This is a genomic window from Ferroacidibacillus organovorans (genome assembly GCF_001642725.1).
GTDB classification, from domain to species: domain Bacteria; phylum Bacillota; class Bacilli; order Alicyclobacillales; family SLC66; genus Ferroacidibacillus; species Ferroacidibacillus organovorans.
On record NZ_LSUQ01000003.1, the window covers coordinates 68095 to 82024 of the forward strand.

At 54.4% G+C, this 13930-nt stretch carries 10 protein-coding genes and 1 riboswitch; of the genes, 9 read left to right on the forward strand and 1 reads right to left on the reverse strand.

Annotation, left to right across the window (positions count from 1 at the left end):
* The first annotated feature begins 92 nt into the window (after nt 1–92).
* The 9 genes from AYW79_RS01635 (at nt 93) to AYW79_RS01680 (ending at nt 11812) form a co-directional block, all read left to right on the forward strand.
* Nucleotides 93–323 (forward strand): cold-shock protein, encoded by a 231-nt coding sequence (locus AYW79_RS01635; RefSeq protein WP_067560860.1) that lies wholly within the window; start codon nt 93–95, stop codon nt 321–323.
* A 219-nt stretch (nt 324–542) separates the two neighbouring features.
* The gene (locus tag AYW79_RS01640; protein WP_067560862.1) at nt 543–1970 is read left to right on the forward strand and encodes an MFS transporter; all 1428 of its coding nucleotides are present in this window, start codon (nt 543–545) and stop codon (nt 1968–1970) included.
* Nucleotides 1971–1988: 18 nt separating this feature from the next.
* Entirely contained in the window at nt 1989–3248 is a 1260-nt protein-coding gene (locus AYW79_RS01645; RefSeq protein ID WP_067560864.1) for an exonuclease SbcCD subunit D, read from the forward strand.
* Entirely contained in the window at nt 3245–6949 is a 3705-nt protein-coding gene (locus AYW79_RS01650) for an AAA family ATPase (RefSeq protein WP_067560866.1), read from the forward strand. Before AYW79_RS01645 ends, AYW79_RS01650 begins: the two co-directional genes overlap by 4 nt.
* Before the next feature lie 89 nt (nt 6950–7038).
* Complete coding sequence (locus tag AYW79_RS01655) at nt 7039–7971, forward strand: hypothetical protein (RefSeq protein ID WP_067560868.1); 933 nt, start codon at nt 7039–7041, stop codon at nt 7969–7971.
* A 168-nt stretch (nt 7972–8139) separates the two neighbouring features.
* Entirely contained in the window at nt 8140–8769 is a 630-nt protein-coding gene (locus AYW79_RS01660) for a hypothetical protein (protein ID WP_067560870.1), read from the forward strand.
* Nucleotides 8770–8773: 4 nt separating this feature from the next.
* On the forward strand, nt 8774–9469 hold the full coding sequence (locus AYW79_RS01665) for a response regulator transcription factor (protein ID WP_067560871.1): 696 nt from the start codon (nt 8774–8776) through the stop codon (nt 9467–9469).
* A 3-nt stretch (nt 9470–9472) separates the two neighbouring features.
* Nucleotides 9473–10978 (forward strand): sensor histidine kinase, encoded by a 1506-nt coding sequence (locus AYW79_RS01670; RefSeq protein WP_067560873.1) that lies wholly within the window; start codon nt 9473–9475, stop codon nt 10976–10978.
* 106 nt (nt 10979–11084) lie between these two features.
* Nucleotides 11085–11219: riboswitch (cyclic di-AMP (ydaO/yuaA leader) on the forward strand.
* A 98-nt stretch (nt 11220–11317) separates the two neighbouring features.
* Nucleotides 11318–11812, forward strand: coding sequence for a hypothetical protein (locus AYW79_RS01680; RefSeq protein ID WP_067560877.1), 495 nt, complete (start codon nt 11318–11320; stop codon nt 11810–11812).
* Nucleotides 11813–11862: 50 nt separating this feature from the next.
* Here AYW79_RS01680 and AYW79_RS01685 read toward each other — a convergent pair whose 3' ends face one another.
* Nucleotides 11863–13845 carry a S53 family peptidase gene (locus AYW79_RS01685; RefSeq protein ID WP_197460928.1) on the reverse strand — a complete coding sequence of 661 codons (1983 nt, stop codon included), beginning with the start codon at nt 13843–13845 and terminating at the stop codon, nt 11863–11865.
* Nucleotides 13846–13930: the final 85 nt, after the last annotated feature.

The window sequence follows — 13930 nt, forward strand, 5'->3', positions numbered from 1 at the left end:
GGGATCGTGTATGATGTCAAAATAGATGGTTGATTCGGATGAGTTGCTTTTGAAGGGTTGCAGATGCATTCAAAACCATGGGGGGTATTCCTTTGTATTTTCGAAAAGAAGCGGCTGAAGAAGTCATCCAAGAGGTTACCTCAGTCTGGCTTTGTACAAAAGACTCGTGCAATGGTTGGATGCGTGACAATTTTGCGTTTGATGAAAGCCCGGAATGTGGTCTGTGCCATTCTCCGATGGTCAAGGATACAAAGCTTTTGCCTCAACTCCAGAATTCGAATATGGACATGAAGGCGAGCAAGCGCGGTGTAAAAATCAATTGAAGAATGCGAACAATTCGTTTGCTCGATTTTACAATAAAGGAGATCCGGGCGCCGTTATGCGCAAGGATCTCCTTTCATCTTCCGTTTCAGCCCTCTCTAACAGGTTTATGGGTTGTGGATCGCGAATCTTACGAAACGATGCTAGCATGTGGAAATAGAGAGATCGAGGGAATGCTTTAAATTTGGCAACGCTTTGCCGGTTTGGAAAAGGTGTGTTGGATGGACGCTCAAAAGCGATGGATCGCATTTTCAGCCGTAACGGCATCAACCTTCATGGTCAATCTCGACAGCAGCATCGTCAACGTCGCGCTGCCGACGCTTTCCCGCGAGTTTCACCTCTCCGTTGGCGCACTGCAGTGGACGGTGAGTTTGTATTTACTTGTTATCACGGCTTTCTTGCCTGTCGCATCGAAGCTCGCAGACGCATTAGGTCGGCGCCGCGTGTTTGTCACTGGCCTCACCATTTTTGTCGCGAGTTCAATGCTATGCGGAATCTCTCACCAGTTTGACCTGCTCGTGTTCGCGCGCGGTCTGCAAGGGCTTGGCGGAGCCATCATGCAGGCGAGTGTCATGGCGATTGTCACGCTCATGTTTCCCGCAGAGCAGCGCGGAAGGGCACTCGGCGTGATCGGCAGCATCGTCGCAGGCGGCACGCTGATGGGTCCTATTCTCGGAGGTCTGCTCATTGCAGCCTTTGGTTGGCCGAGCATTTTCTTTGTCAATGTGCCGGTAGGAATCTGGGCTATTTTTGGCACGCTTCGCTTCGTTCCCAATTTTCCCGGAAAACCGCTCACGCACACATTTGACTGGTTTGGCGGCGTGCTTTTCGCTGTCTTTACCGTCACTGCGCTAACGCTTTTGGCTGATCTCTCAGGAACACCTGAACTTTGGCGGGAGCTTGGTTTAGCGGTTACCTCGCTGCTCTCCCTCGTACTCTTCATACGCTGGGAACTCGCTCGACCCGAACCGCTCATCCATCTTCCGGTGTTTAAAAACAGAGGATTTTCAGTCGCCATGGGCGCGGGACTCATTTACTGGATTCTCATGCTCTTTCCATCGTATCTCTTTCCAATTTATTTTGGCCGCGTGCTACACATGCACGCACTGCAAATCGGCCTCATGATGATGCCGCTTTCTGTCAGCATGTTGGTGGTATCGCCCCTTGGCGGGTATCTCTCGGATCATGTCGGCACGTTCAAACCAGCGTTGTTCGGCATGCTACTCTTTCTCATCGCAGACGCAGTGAGCGCGACCTTGCGGGCAAATACTCCGCTTTTACTGGTCGCCGTTGTATTAGCGCTTCAAGGCGCCGCCGCAGGTCTTTTTAGCTCGCCAAACAACACGGAAATCTTCTCCCACTCTGAGCCATCTCAGGTCGGGATCATCAGTGGCTTGATTGCGTCGGAGCGAAACTTTGGGAGATCGCTCGGCGTGACGCTCTCCTCGTTTGCACTCTCTCTCGGCATTTCCATGGCGGGTGGGGCGCATGCCTCCGTTGAGATCGCGCGCGTGCCCACGTCTGTTTTCTCGTCCGGTTTTTCACTCGCTTGGGGGATTGCCACGCTGTTTTGCGTCCTAAACGTTGTGCTCGTGATCTTACCCTTTGCAGCAAAACGAAGACACAGGCGGGAGTCAAACGCATTGTAAAGTGAAGGGGTGAAGCTCGTGCGCATTCTCCACACGGCAGATTGGCATTTTGGAAAGACGCTTGATGGTCGCGATCGCATCGCAGAACAGCAGCGTGTGATTCGCGAGATGGCTGAGATTTGCCGCGCTGAAGCGATCGACGTTGTCCTGATGGCGGGCGACGTGTTTCAGACGGTCAATCCGAGTGCGCAGGCAGAGCAGTTGTACTACGAGGCGCTTGCGTCACTCTCCGATGGCGGGAAACGCGGTTTGATCGTGATTGCGGGAAATCACGACAACCCGGAGCGTATCGCGGCCGCCCGCCCACTCGCAGAACCGCGCGGCATCACGCTGTTGGGGCTGCCAAAGAGCGCGGCGGATGCGACGGAGAAACGGAGTGGACAGGCGTATCGCGTGCGCGGCGGGGTGGGGCATTTGGAGTTGGCGCTTCCTGCGACGCGCGAAACGCTCATGATGCTCGCGCTGCCGTATCCATCCGAGTCAAGGATCAGCGAGGTACTGTCTGAGGTGCTTGATGAACGTGTGATGCGCGAACAGTACAATGCTCGCTTGCGGCGCTGGTTTGAAGAGCGCGCAGCGCATTTTCGCGATGACACGGTGAACATCGCGATGAGCCATCTCTATCTCCGCGGGGGCGTCGAGTCAGAGTCAGAGGTGCAAATTCAAATCGGCGGCGCTTACGCGGTTGACGCCAGCGTTTTTCCCGACACAGCGCAGTATGTGGCGCTCGGGCATCTTCATCGACCGCAAGATGTGGGCGGCGCGCGCATGCCGATTCGCTATGCCGGGTCACCGCTTGCATACAGTTTTTCAGAGGCGTCGCAAGAGAAATCGGTCACGATCCTGGAGGTACATCCGGGTCAACCGGCGGTGATCAAAACGGTGCCGCTGCACAGTGGTCGTCCGCTTGTTCGCTGGGTTGCGCCAGAAGGACTTCGTCAGGTGTACTCGTGGATTGACGAGGGACGGGATCGGGATGCGTATATCGATCTGGCAGTTCACGTCCACAGTGGACTTGAGTTTGAAGAGATTCATCGCTTGCGAGCGCTGCATGAAGGCATCGTACAGATTCGACCGATTCTTATGCACAACGGATCTGAGCAGATGCTAAAGGATGAAGGGAACCGCGCGACGCGCTCGCTTGAGGAGCACTTTGCGCAATTCTATTTTGAGCGCAATGGCGTACCGCCGGATGACGCGCTGGTGCGGCTTTTTCTGGCGCTTGCCAGTGAGACGCGCGACGCCGACAGGATTCAGGAAGGGGAGGCGTCTGCGTGAGGCCACACTCACTCTCGATACGCGGGTTGCACAGCTTTCGCGAGAAACAGGTGATCGATTTTGACGCGCTCACAGAGGCTGGCATGTTCGGGATTTTTGGGCCGACCGGGAGCGGAAAATCATCGATTCTCGACGCGCTGACCCTCGCGCTTTATGGAAAGATTGAGCGTGCGGGTTCGTCGATTCAAGGCATCGTTCACCAAATGGAAAAACAGATGGAAGTGAATTTCACGTTTTCCATCGGCCGCGCGAGTGACCAAAAAACCTATCTGGTCGAGCGACTCTATCAGGTGCAAGCGAGCGGCAACGTTCAACTCCACACGTGTCGCCTTTTTGGTTTGGAAAAAGCGGAGGATGGACACGTCGGCAAGCTTCCGCTCGCAGAGGGGCGCACCGCGGTTGATGCGCAAGTGCAGCATATTCTTGGGCTGTCGATGCATGATTTTACACGGGCGGTCGTTCTCCCACAAGGAAAATTCGCGGAATTCCTCCAACTCAAAGGCAGAGAGCGCAATGAGATGACGGAGCGGCTGTTTGGCCTTGAACGGTTTGGTCGAAACCTCTTTGATCTGACGAGAGTGCATCTTGGTGAAGAGCAAAACACGTTGGCGCAGCATCAGGCAGCGCAGGCAGAACTCGCGGACGCCACGGCAGAAGCGGTTGCGGTGGCACAAAAGGAGCGAGTGGACGCCCGCACGACGTTTGATCTGTGCGATGTCGCGTATCGCGAAGCGTGTGTCGCATACGAAAAGGCGCGTGAACAGTGGCAACTGCAGACGGATTATGCGCAGGCGCGCCGACAGGCTGAGAAACATGAGACGATGGAGAAGTCGATCGATGAATTGCGCGCGACGCTCGAGAATAGTCGACGCGCAGAGACGATCTGGCCATTGGTGGAAGCGCAAAGCGCAACACGTCAAAGGCAGGATGAGGAAGCGAAGCGATTTGCTGATGGGGAGCTTCATGAACGGTCGGCGCGTCAGCAGCGCGACGTTTTGGGCCACGCTTTGGAGGAGGCGCGGCTTAAACGTCTGGCCGATGAACCTGAGTGCCTAAAGCAGCTCGGAGCGCTCGAAGCGGGACGTATAAAAGAAGAAGAGCGTGAAAGCGAAGTGAATCGTCTCGCGCTGTTGCAGAATTTGCGCGCGCACGCATTGCAAGAGGCAGGGGATGTTCGCGCGCAGGTGCAGGCGCAAGACGAGGCGTGGCAGCGGGATCGGGAGCGCGCAAAGGCGTGCGATGCACAGGAGTTGGCGCACCACGTAACCCGCGAGCGCCGCATAGCTGTAGAGCGTGCGGACCGCGCATTTGAGCGCTGGTCTGCGACATCTGCGGCGCTTATGGATGCGATAGAGCAACGAGAGCGTGGACAAGCGTACGCTGCGCTTGCCGAGACGGAGTACGAGAAGGAAGAGCGTGCGCGGCAAAAGGTTTTGTTGGAAGTGGAAGCGCTTTTGCGGCGATTGAATGCGCTACAGGAGAATCTTGCGGAGGAGATTGACGAGCGCGAGATCGAGTTGTGGATCGCTTCCCTGCGCATGAATGGAGAACAACTGCGCGACGCGGAGGAGCGCTTTGGCGAGGCGCAAAAGCGTGTGCGTCTTCTCGAAGAACAACGCATACAGGTCGTGACTGTTGAGGAATGCACCGCGCGCGAGGCAGAGCGCGCACGCGCTCTTTACGAAGAGGCGCAGATTGAAAGCACGCAGAGCGCACACGCGGACCGTCGCGCAGTTTTTTCGCAAGCGGCACAGACGCTGCGCGCCGGGGAACCGTGTCCGGTGTGTGGTTCGCTTCATCACCCCCAGTTAGCGACGAGTGACGAACTCAGGCGAGGGGATGATGAACACGCGAGATGGGCGGCTGCGCGGACATCTGAGCTTGCTGCGCGCGCGGCATACGAACGCACACGTGACACACATGATCAGGCGCGCCTTGCGATGAATACGGTTGCGGCAGAAATAAAACTGGTCGCGGCGCACGAAGCGGACTGCGCGCGCGGATGGGAGGAGGCGTGGCGGCGGCTTACAACGTGCTTTGAAGACGGCCGCTCAAACGCTCATTTTCATCAGGATCTGTTGCGTGCGTTTGCAGGTGGAATTAAAAAGCGCGCCATTGATTTTTTTCGCGACTACGAAACACTTGTGGGAATCTATGAGGGCATGTGTGAAAAGCGAGTGCACACGCAAAAGGACTTGCGAGACCTGCAAGCTGTGCGAGAAACGCATCAAGAAGCGCTGCGCCAATTCGCCACACGCTTGGCGACATTGCAAGAGAGACTGTCGCTTGCCAAGACGCGCGTAGAGGAGTTGTCTTTGCGACAGGCAGAAGCGGAGCGCGAGCAGGCAGATGCAGCAAAACAGTGGGAGTTTTCGGTGCAATCTTTTGACGTACATGTGACACAGGACGTAGCGATGACTGCGGAGTGGATGGAGCGCTTGCGTAAAAGGCTACTGGATGATGAGCAACGCTCTGAAAAAGCGCGCCTTGAAGCGGCGGAACTGCGCGCTGGAAACGAGGCGCGTCAGGTGACGCTCGATGCGCTGAGAAAGGAGCTGGCACTGCGAGAAGCGGCGTGCGAGAGCGCGACAAGCGAAGGTGTCGGCGTAGCGCAACGTGTGGCAAAGCTTGAGCGTGAACTGATCGAACTCACAGGCGGAATCCCCATCGCCGAGAAAATAGGCGAAGTAAACGCGTTGCTCGCGGCGCTTCGCGAACAGGAAGAGGCCACGCTCCACCGCTTTACGGCAGCGAGCGAGGCGGCGCAGGCGGCGCAGCGTGCACGCGAGGCGCTTGCGGTTAGACTGAGTCTGGCGAAAGACGATGCGCGCCGCGCGTCGTCTGCATTGGCTGAAGGACTAAGAGATATTGGGTTTTGCGATGAGGAGCAGGTGCGGCAGGCGAGACGAACACCGCGCGAGCGCGCGGCGTGGGAGGCAGAAATTCGCACATTTGAGGATGAACGCCTACGCTTGCGTTCGATCGTGGCGGAACTCGCCGCGCAGATGGGAAAAACGATCGTCTCAGAGCAGGCGTGGCAAGAGATCTGCTCGGCGCGCGACGAAGCGCAGACACGCTTTGAGAACGCGCGGCAAATGAGGATCGAAAAAGAGATCCAGGAGCGCGACACGCTTGTGCGGCATCAGCGCTTTGCGGAACTGGATGCGCTGCGCAAAGAGGCGCAGGCGCGCGTGCAGCAATTGGAGTCGCTCAAAGCGCTTTTAACGGGGAATCGGTTTGTTGAGTACATGGCGCGCGAACAGATGAAACAGGTTGCGGCAGTCGCCACGCAGCGACTGTCCGTACTTACGCGTGGTCGCTATGGGCTTGAACTGGAAGGCGACGGCAGCTTTGTGATGCGCGATGATCATCACGGGGGGATGCGGCGCGCTGTCTCCACGCTTTCGGGTGGAGAAACCTTTCTTACTTCGCTGGCGCTGGCGCTTTCGCTCTCTGCGCAGATTCAACTGCGCGGTCGCCATCCGCTGGAATTTTTCTTTCTCGATGAAGGATTTGGCACGCTTGATCAAGAGCGACTCGACACCGTCATCTCAGCGCTTGAGCGTCTACACATGGATGAGATGTTCATCGGTCTGATCAGTCACGTCCCCGAGTTGCGCGACCGCATGGTGCGAAGACTGATTGTGACACCAGCTGAACCAGCAGGTCGCGGTACGCGCGTGACGCTTGAACGGGCGTAGAGCCTGCGCGTCGCAGATGCTTTTCATCTCCTTTTCATGTTGCCGTTCCATACTCTGGGTGTGAGGCAGAAATGAAAGGGGATCTTGAGATGAATAAGAAACGTGTAACGCGTACGATTGCAGCGGTTGGTTTTGCAGGCAGCCTGTTTGGATTGATGACCACGGGCGCATTTGCGCAGGAGACAAGCGCCACAAGTTCATTCCAAGCTCGCTATGCACACAATGTTCAAGTGGAAAATACGCTTTTAGCAAAGGCGCAAGCCGCGATGCCGGGCGGCACTACGTCAACGTACGCAGCTTCGGTTCAATCAATCAACGCGCAGAGCGCGGCGCTCTATAGCGCGTATCAGACGCTTCTCGCAACGCGCACGGCGATTCCCAAGGCGCCGACCATCAAAACGAATCGCGAACATATGTTGCAAGAGCGAAACCATCTCGAACTCGTGATTAACCAGGACAAAAATCACTACAATTACGATCAACACCATCACGCGCGGATCGCAGCGCGGGTTACCGCGAATGATCTTCACCTCGCGCTGTTGCAATTGAATTCTGTGAATTATCAGTTGGAACATAGGGATACGGCCAGCTCGACGTGGAATGTGCATCCGCTTGACAATGGTGTCACAGCGCTTGAGCAGTCTATTCTTGATTTGCAAATGTCGGCCATGCACTACACGAATGTGTGGATCGGTCAAGAGCACGCAGCCGCGAGTTCTACTGTACCGGCGAGTGTCTATGGCCTGGCGTACCAATCGTCAACCGTGACGCTCCCGGCTGTGGGCGCGCCGACGGTGGTTGACGCTGTCGCAGCGCAACCTGTGGTTAAAACGCAGACCGGCGCTGTTCTTCAGAATCAGGGCGTATACTCCCTCAGTGGTCCGACGGGCGCGACGGGCGTATCCATTGAGAGCGCAAACGGCACACTCCTGGTTGCACCTGGTGCGACGGCCGGACTGTACACGGTGACGTATACGCAGCAAGGCGTCTCTGAAACGGTGCAAGTGAACGTGGCTCCGTAAGGCGGCAGAAATAGCACATCTTGATAGAGAGCATTCCATTCTGCTTGACGAGCGCGGTCTTCCTCCCCGTCGACCGCGCTCTTTTCTTTTGGGCTCTTGATCATTACGTCTGTACGATGCAAACTTGATAGAATAGAATAGGATAGAATGGTGTGAGGAGGGAGCGCGTTGAGGCGAGTATTCTCGGCCCTCATCTTGACTGCGATTCTCCTTATTGGAGGTATAGCGCCAGAGATTGCGCAGGCAAAAGATTTGAATGCGGCGTTTCTCGCTCGCTATGAACAAAATGCGCAATTGGAAGCGGTTCTACTTGGCCGTTTACAAGCGGTGCAAAACCTTGTGCTGAAATCCCCGAAGATGCAAATTCTTGAAACGCGCGTAAACGATTTGAATGTACAGGCAGCTCAACTCTTTACGGTACAGCAGTATTTGGAAGGCAACGGATCTGCGTCAGGGTTACAGCAATCACTCGTGACACGGCTGAAGGCGCAAAGCTTTTCGTGGCGAACCCTTCACGCGCAAATGGTATTCGCATGGGATCATCTCGGTCGCGGAAAGCGATTTTCAGAGGCGCGCATGCTTGATCGCGCGGCGATCGATTTTGACGCTCAAGCGATCAAAAGGATGGTTGATTTGCAACATCGGTGTGCGTATCTTTTCTCTCACCACCACGCAGACAAAATGATGGGCTTTCTTGAACATGCGATTGATTCACTGCAACACCAAGCGATCACTGTGACACAACAAGAAATTCGTCTCACGGAGACGCTTCAGGGGTCTGTTCTTAAAAGGGGTTAAGTAGATGCGCTTTTTGCTCATCGATGATGAAGAGAATCTCGTGAACGCGTTGCGCGCTGTTTTGCGTGAAAAACAGTATGTTTGCGATGTGGCGCTGGATGGAGAAGAAGGACTTGATCTCGCGCGGGCAGGCATCTACGATCTGTTGATCGTCGATGTCATGTTGCCGCGTCTTTCTGGCTTTGAACTGGTGAAGACACTGCGCGAAGACGGAGATAAAACGCCGATCTTACTTTTGACAGCGCGCGCCGCAGAGGATGATCGCGTGACGGGTCTCGACTGCGGGGCGGATGACTATCTCATCAAACCGTTTGGCGTGAATGAACTCATGGCGCGCATTCGCGCGCTTACCCGTCGCGTGGGAGAGCTGCGGGGAACGGATCAGATCGCAGTGGGTGATTATTCTCTTGATCTCATTCAACGCCGCGTGGCGTTTCGGGGTGATTTTCTCGAATTGACACAGCGTGAGTTTCAATTGATGGAGCTTTTTATGCGCAATGCTGGGCGTGTTCTCGCAAAAGACACGCTCTTTGATCGCGTGTGGGGATTTGACAATGATGTGGATAGCAACGTCGTGGAGGCGTATGTCCATATTTTGCGAAAGAAGCTCGACGCCCAGCGCAAGCGCTTGGCAGGCGAGAATGTGGGAACAACGATTCAAACCGTTCGCGGCATGGGCTATTTATTCAAGGGGATGTAATTCATGTTTCAGACCATTCGCATTCGATTGACGGCGATGCTGGTCTTGCTCTATCTCATCCTTTATCTGGTGAGCTCTACCGTGATCTACGCGTTGACAGCCAATCTCTCGATCGGGAATTTGGATGCGATTTTGAAAGAGACGGCGGACCCACTCGCCGCACAGATTGCCGCGACGCTTGATCACGGGTATTTTCCTGAGCAGTTTGTTTCGCTTACCAAAACCGCGTCCATGTATCCAAAAGTAACCTCGCTTGTGTTGCGTGACGCGACAGGGGGGATCCTTGCGTCGACGAATCCTACGATTACGAAAGGGTTTGCGTTTGCGGCTACACGTTCTGCTTCCTATACGTCTCAATACAATACGATAACGGATGGCTATTTTCGCATCTATACCGTTCGGCTGACGACACTTTATCACCAAACTTCTGGCTATTTGCAGGTTGCACTCGATATGAACTCGATCCAGGGAGCGCTCATGACACTGCGGCGTGTTCTCTTTTTCGTTGGCGCTGCGGGATTTTTTCTTGCGTCGGTTTCAGGATTCATCATGTCGCGCATCTTTCTTCGCCCAGCGGTGCGCTCTTTTGAACAACAGCAACGTTTTGTGGCTGACGCATCCCACGAATTGCGAACGCCGATTGCAACACTCCAGCTGCATTTGGAAATGATCAAAGCGCGACAGGATGAACCTATGATTCGCCATCGGGTGTGGATCGACGGTATGGAGCGGGAAGTTGAGCGTTTGACGCGACTGACGAACCACCTGCTGCTGCTCGCGCGCTCGGATGCAAAACGCGTGATGGCACAGCCGATGAAACTGAATGTGCTAGAACTCGTGGACGAGATGTGGAATGCTTTTCTTCTCGCGGCAACCGCCAAAGGGCTTTCTCTTGAGATGCAACCGACCCTCGATGAGATGTATGGTGGGATTGAGAATGAGAATGAGAATGAGAATGAGGATGAGGATGAGGATGAGGATGAGGATGAGGATGAGGATGAGGATGAGGATGAGGATGAGGATGAGGATGAGGATGAGGATGAGGATGAGGATGAGGATGAGGATGACGTAGCGAAGGCGATGTCAGCGTATCAGATTCAGGCTGATCCGGAGCGCCTGGAGCAAGTGTTGACGATTCTGCTCGATAACGCGATTAAATATACAACGCACGGGACTGTGCGGATTTCAATTGAGCGAGAGAGGCACTGGATGGTCATCGCGATTTGCGATACAGGCATCGGCATTCGCAAAGAGCAGCAACCGTTTGTGTTTGACCGATTTTTTCGCGCAGATCAGGCGCGCTCTGGCAGCGCGTCGGGGGCAGGGCTTGGATTATCCATCGCGCATGAAATCGTGCGCGAGCACGGCGGTTGGCTCACGATGAAGAGCGAGCACGGCGTGGGTACGACCTTTTATGTCGCGCTGCCGATTACACAGCGTGCAAAAAGTAGTTTCAGGAGAGTTCCGCGGCGGGTGTTTGAACTTGATCATCGTGGAAGGAGCATGTGATGATGAGAACGCGTCAAGAGTGAGTGATTTCCAATTGGATCCATTGCATTTGTAGCTCAAGTCGGATAAAATAATTGCAGAGAGGTAAAGCTCTCTGCTTACAATTGAAAATCACACGCTTAATTTCGATGCAGATCGGAAGCGGGGGAACCAATCTTTTGGGGTGTATCTGGCTTGCGCCAGACGGAGAGCTCTTTCTCCCAACCCGACAGCTAACCTCGTCAGCGGAAAGAGAGGTGACAGGTTATGTCCTATACCTTCACGCTTCATTTCGCGCTTCCGTGATGAGTCTCGTCACGGTATTTTTGTGCGCAAAATTGAAAAACGGGAGTGACTGACATGGATTTTGAATTTCGCCAAAGCTTAGTTAACGGAATTGAGTCTCAAGAAACATCTTCGGAGACGTGTTTGTGTCCTATCATTACTCATGAAGTGGCGATGTACTGTAATACATTGCATGATGACTCTTCAAAAATGACAATGCAGGCAAAAAGCATCGAAGAGATTCCGCAGATTGCACGTAGCATTGTCGCCGGGGTGCTCGACAGTCGCGTGCCGCTACACACATTTGCGATTTCGGAGTTGACACGTGGAATGCTTCACGGCCTTATGGCGGTGGGACACGACATTTCTTTTATCGCCCCTAAAGCGATGCGCGCATTGCGAGAGGCGCTCGAAGCATTATCCATGTCTGGAAAACAGAGTGAAATTGCCTTGCGAAAAGGGCTTCAGCAAACACTGATGGATCTCGGGATGAGGCGTGTGGATGAAGATCCGTCGATTGAGCTTCAGAAATACTTCAAAGATCAGCATATCCGATTTGGGATCGCGTAAAAAAAGGCCGACACCTGTCGGCCTTTTTTTATTGGGGCGAGATGCCCCCATTAATTTCCGCTTGCATTTTGTGCGGATGTAAAACTTGCGGCGAGTTTTGCGAAATCAGGAATTCCGAGCCCTGTACCCGGATTGAAAAGCGCGCCTTGCTGACCGGTGTAGTATAGATTGTCATTGCTTGTTCCGGATGCATCAAGCGGTGTGAAAGGTGAATTACTGGTTTGCGCGAATTGATAAATCTGCGGATTCCAGAAGCCGACACGTCCGCCCTGGCTCTGATTGATCAGCGCAGCGACGCCGGCGAGTTGAGGCGCGACGAAGCTCGTGCCTCCGTACTGCGCCCACGGCGAGCCGTATGCGGAAGTAAATAAGGTAGAGTACACCGCATAGCCTGTCTGTGGATCTGCATTCATCGCGAGATCAGGCATTGCGCGGCCAGGTGAACTGCTCGTGATCACAGAGGGTGTGGGGTTAAATAGCCACGCGGTATTTCCACTGATCGGTTTAAGATAAGGAACGGCGGAAAACTGACTTAGGCCGCTTGCGTGTTGCTCCTGGTGCATTGCTGTTGAAGAATTGTTAAAGGATGACTGATACCAAGGCGCTGCGTACATCGAACTGTATCCGCCTCCACCGCCCGCCACCAACGCCTCAGCGAAACTTGTCTCACTTGACGCGCCAAACTGTTGCCAGTACGGCCAGAGATAATCCCATCCCCACGCGCGTTCTTGTGGAACAGTGACGGAAAAACTTCCGTAATTTTGCGTTCCGGCAATCGTTGTTCCACCGGCTGCCGTGATATAAGGGCTGTCTGCGGGTGCATCGACAGAGCGTTGCGTCGTCCCCACATCCCGGCTGGCATCGTACGCCCCCGCGTCGCCCGCCGCCGCAAACATCGAGATGCCCTGCGCCGCCGCTTCCATCGCAATTTCATTGAAGACTTGATTGTAATTCGGTGATTCTTGTCCTGAAGCGATCGTTGCCTGAATGGCCGGCTCGCTCTCGCCCCAACTCGTAGAAATCGAACCTGCTTGATTGTCACTGACGGCCTGAAAGAATGCGTCGGCAAACCCATAATCCGTGTTCGGCGCTTGATAAACGATGATGTTTGCCTGAGGTGCGAGGGCGCCCGACTGTTCGACGTCAAGGGTTGTTTCATCAGAACCGGTCTGAAGGGATACGGGGCCAGCACCGCCGTCGACATTCACCAGATTGATGCGATTGGGGGATGTCGTGAGTCCGAGAGTGTTCCAAAAGCTGTAAACGTCACTCGGGTTTACACTCGCGAGTGTCACGATGCCGATCGTCTGCCCTTGTCCATAATCATTTGCCTTGTAGAGTGGATTCACATTGTAGTGAGATGCGACGAACGCTGGCGTCAATTCACCTGGTGGGACAGACGTTGACGAGGTTGACTTTGCTCGCACGAGTTGAGGCAGCGGTTTTACAGCGTGACTCGCGAAATTACCATAATTCGTAAGGCCGAGTACGGCAAGAATTGGCTGCGCAAGATTTCCAGGCATTTTCGGCGCTTCTTTTGTACCGTGGAACTTCTTGCCGCCAAAAATCATGTTTTGTAGCTGCACGGAAAATGCCTGATTAAATTGCCCGGCGGTTCCGTTTGCAGTGATCGCGAGATGATTCGCAAAAACGGTTGTGGAGATTCCATACTGGGAAAGATAGTTGGTGATCGCCTGAATGACGACTTCAGGCTGACCGAATTGATTCGCGAATTGCTCGACGCTTAAGAATTGGTGGTAGTTTGAACTTCCCGGTGTGGTCGTCTGCTGAATGTAGGATTGAAGCGCCTGCGTGTTAACGGTGTTTAGCGCGATGGTTACGGTGACTGGGGTATTTGCAGGCGTTGTTCCAAAGACGGTCGCGTTGTTTAAAACGGCGTCGCCAACGCCTTGCGGCACATTCACATCTTGTGTGTCTGCGTGTGCGGCGGTCAGTCCCGCCAGCGGCCAGATGGTGCTTGCCAGAAGCGCACTCGTCGCAGTCAGGGTACGCAATTTTCGCGTGATGGTCAAGAACATCAAACCTCCCGATCTTAGACAATTTTTTGAAAGTTTCATTCCAAGAAAATGTATTCGCGATCAGGGCGCAGATTCCTGC

Bases quoted from the DNA above. Each gene is read 5' to 3' on its own strand.
- AYW79_RS01640 (WP_067560862.1), top strand. From the start codon at position 543: ATGGACGCTCAAAAGCGATGGATCGCATTTTCAGCCGTAACGGCATCA.
- AYW79_RS01655 (WP_067560868.1), top strand. From the start codon at position 7,039: ATGAATAAGAAACGTGTAACGCGTACGATTGCAGCGGTTGGTTTTGCA.
- AYW79_RS01665 (WP_067560871.1), top strand. From the start codon at position 8,774: ATGCGCTTTTTGCTCATCGATGATGAAGAGAATCTCGTGAACGCGTTG.
- AYW79_RS01680 (WP_067560877.1), top strand. From the start codon at position 11,318: ATGGATTTTGAATTTCGCCAAAGCTTAGTTAACGGAATTGAGTCTCAA.
- AYW79_RS01670 (WP_067560873.1), top strand. From the start codon at position 9,473: ATGTTTCAGACCATTCGCATTCGATTGACGGCGATGCTGGTCTTGCTC.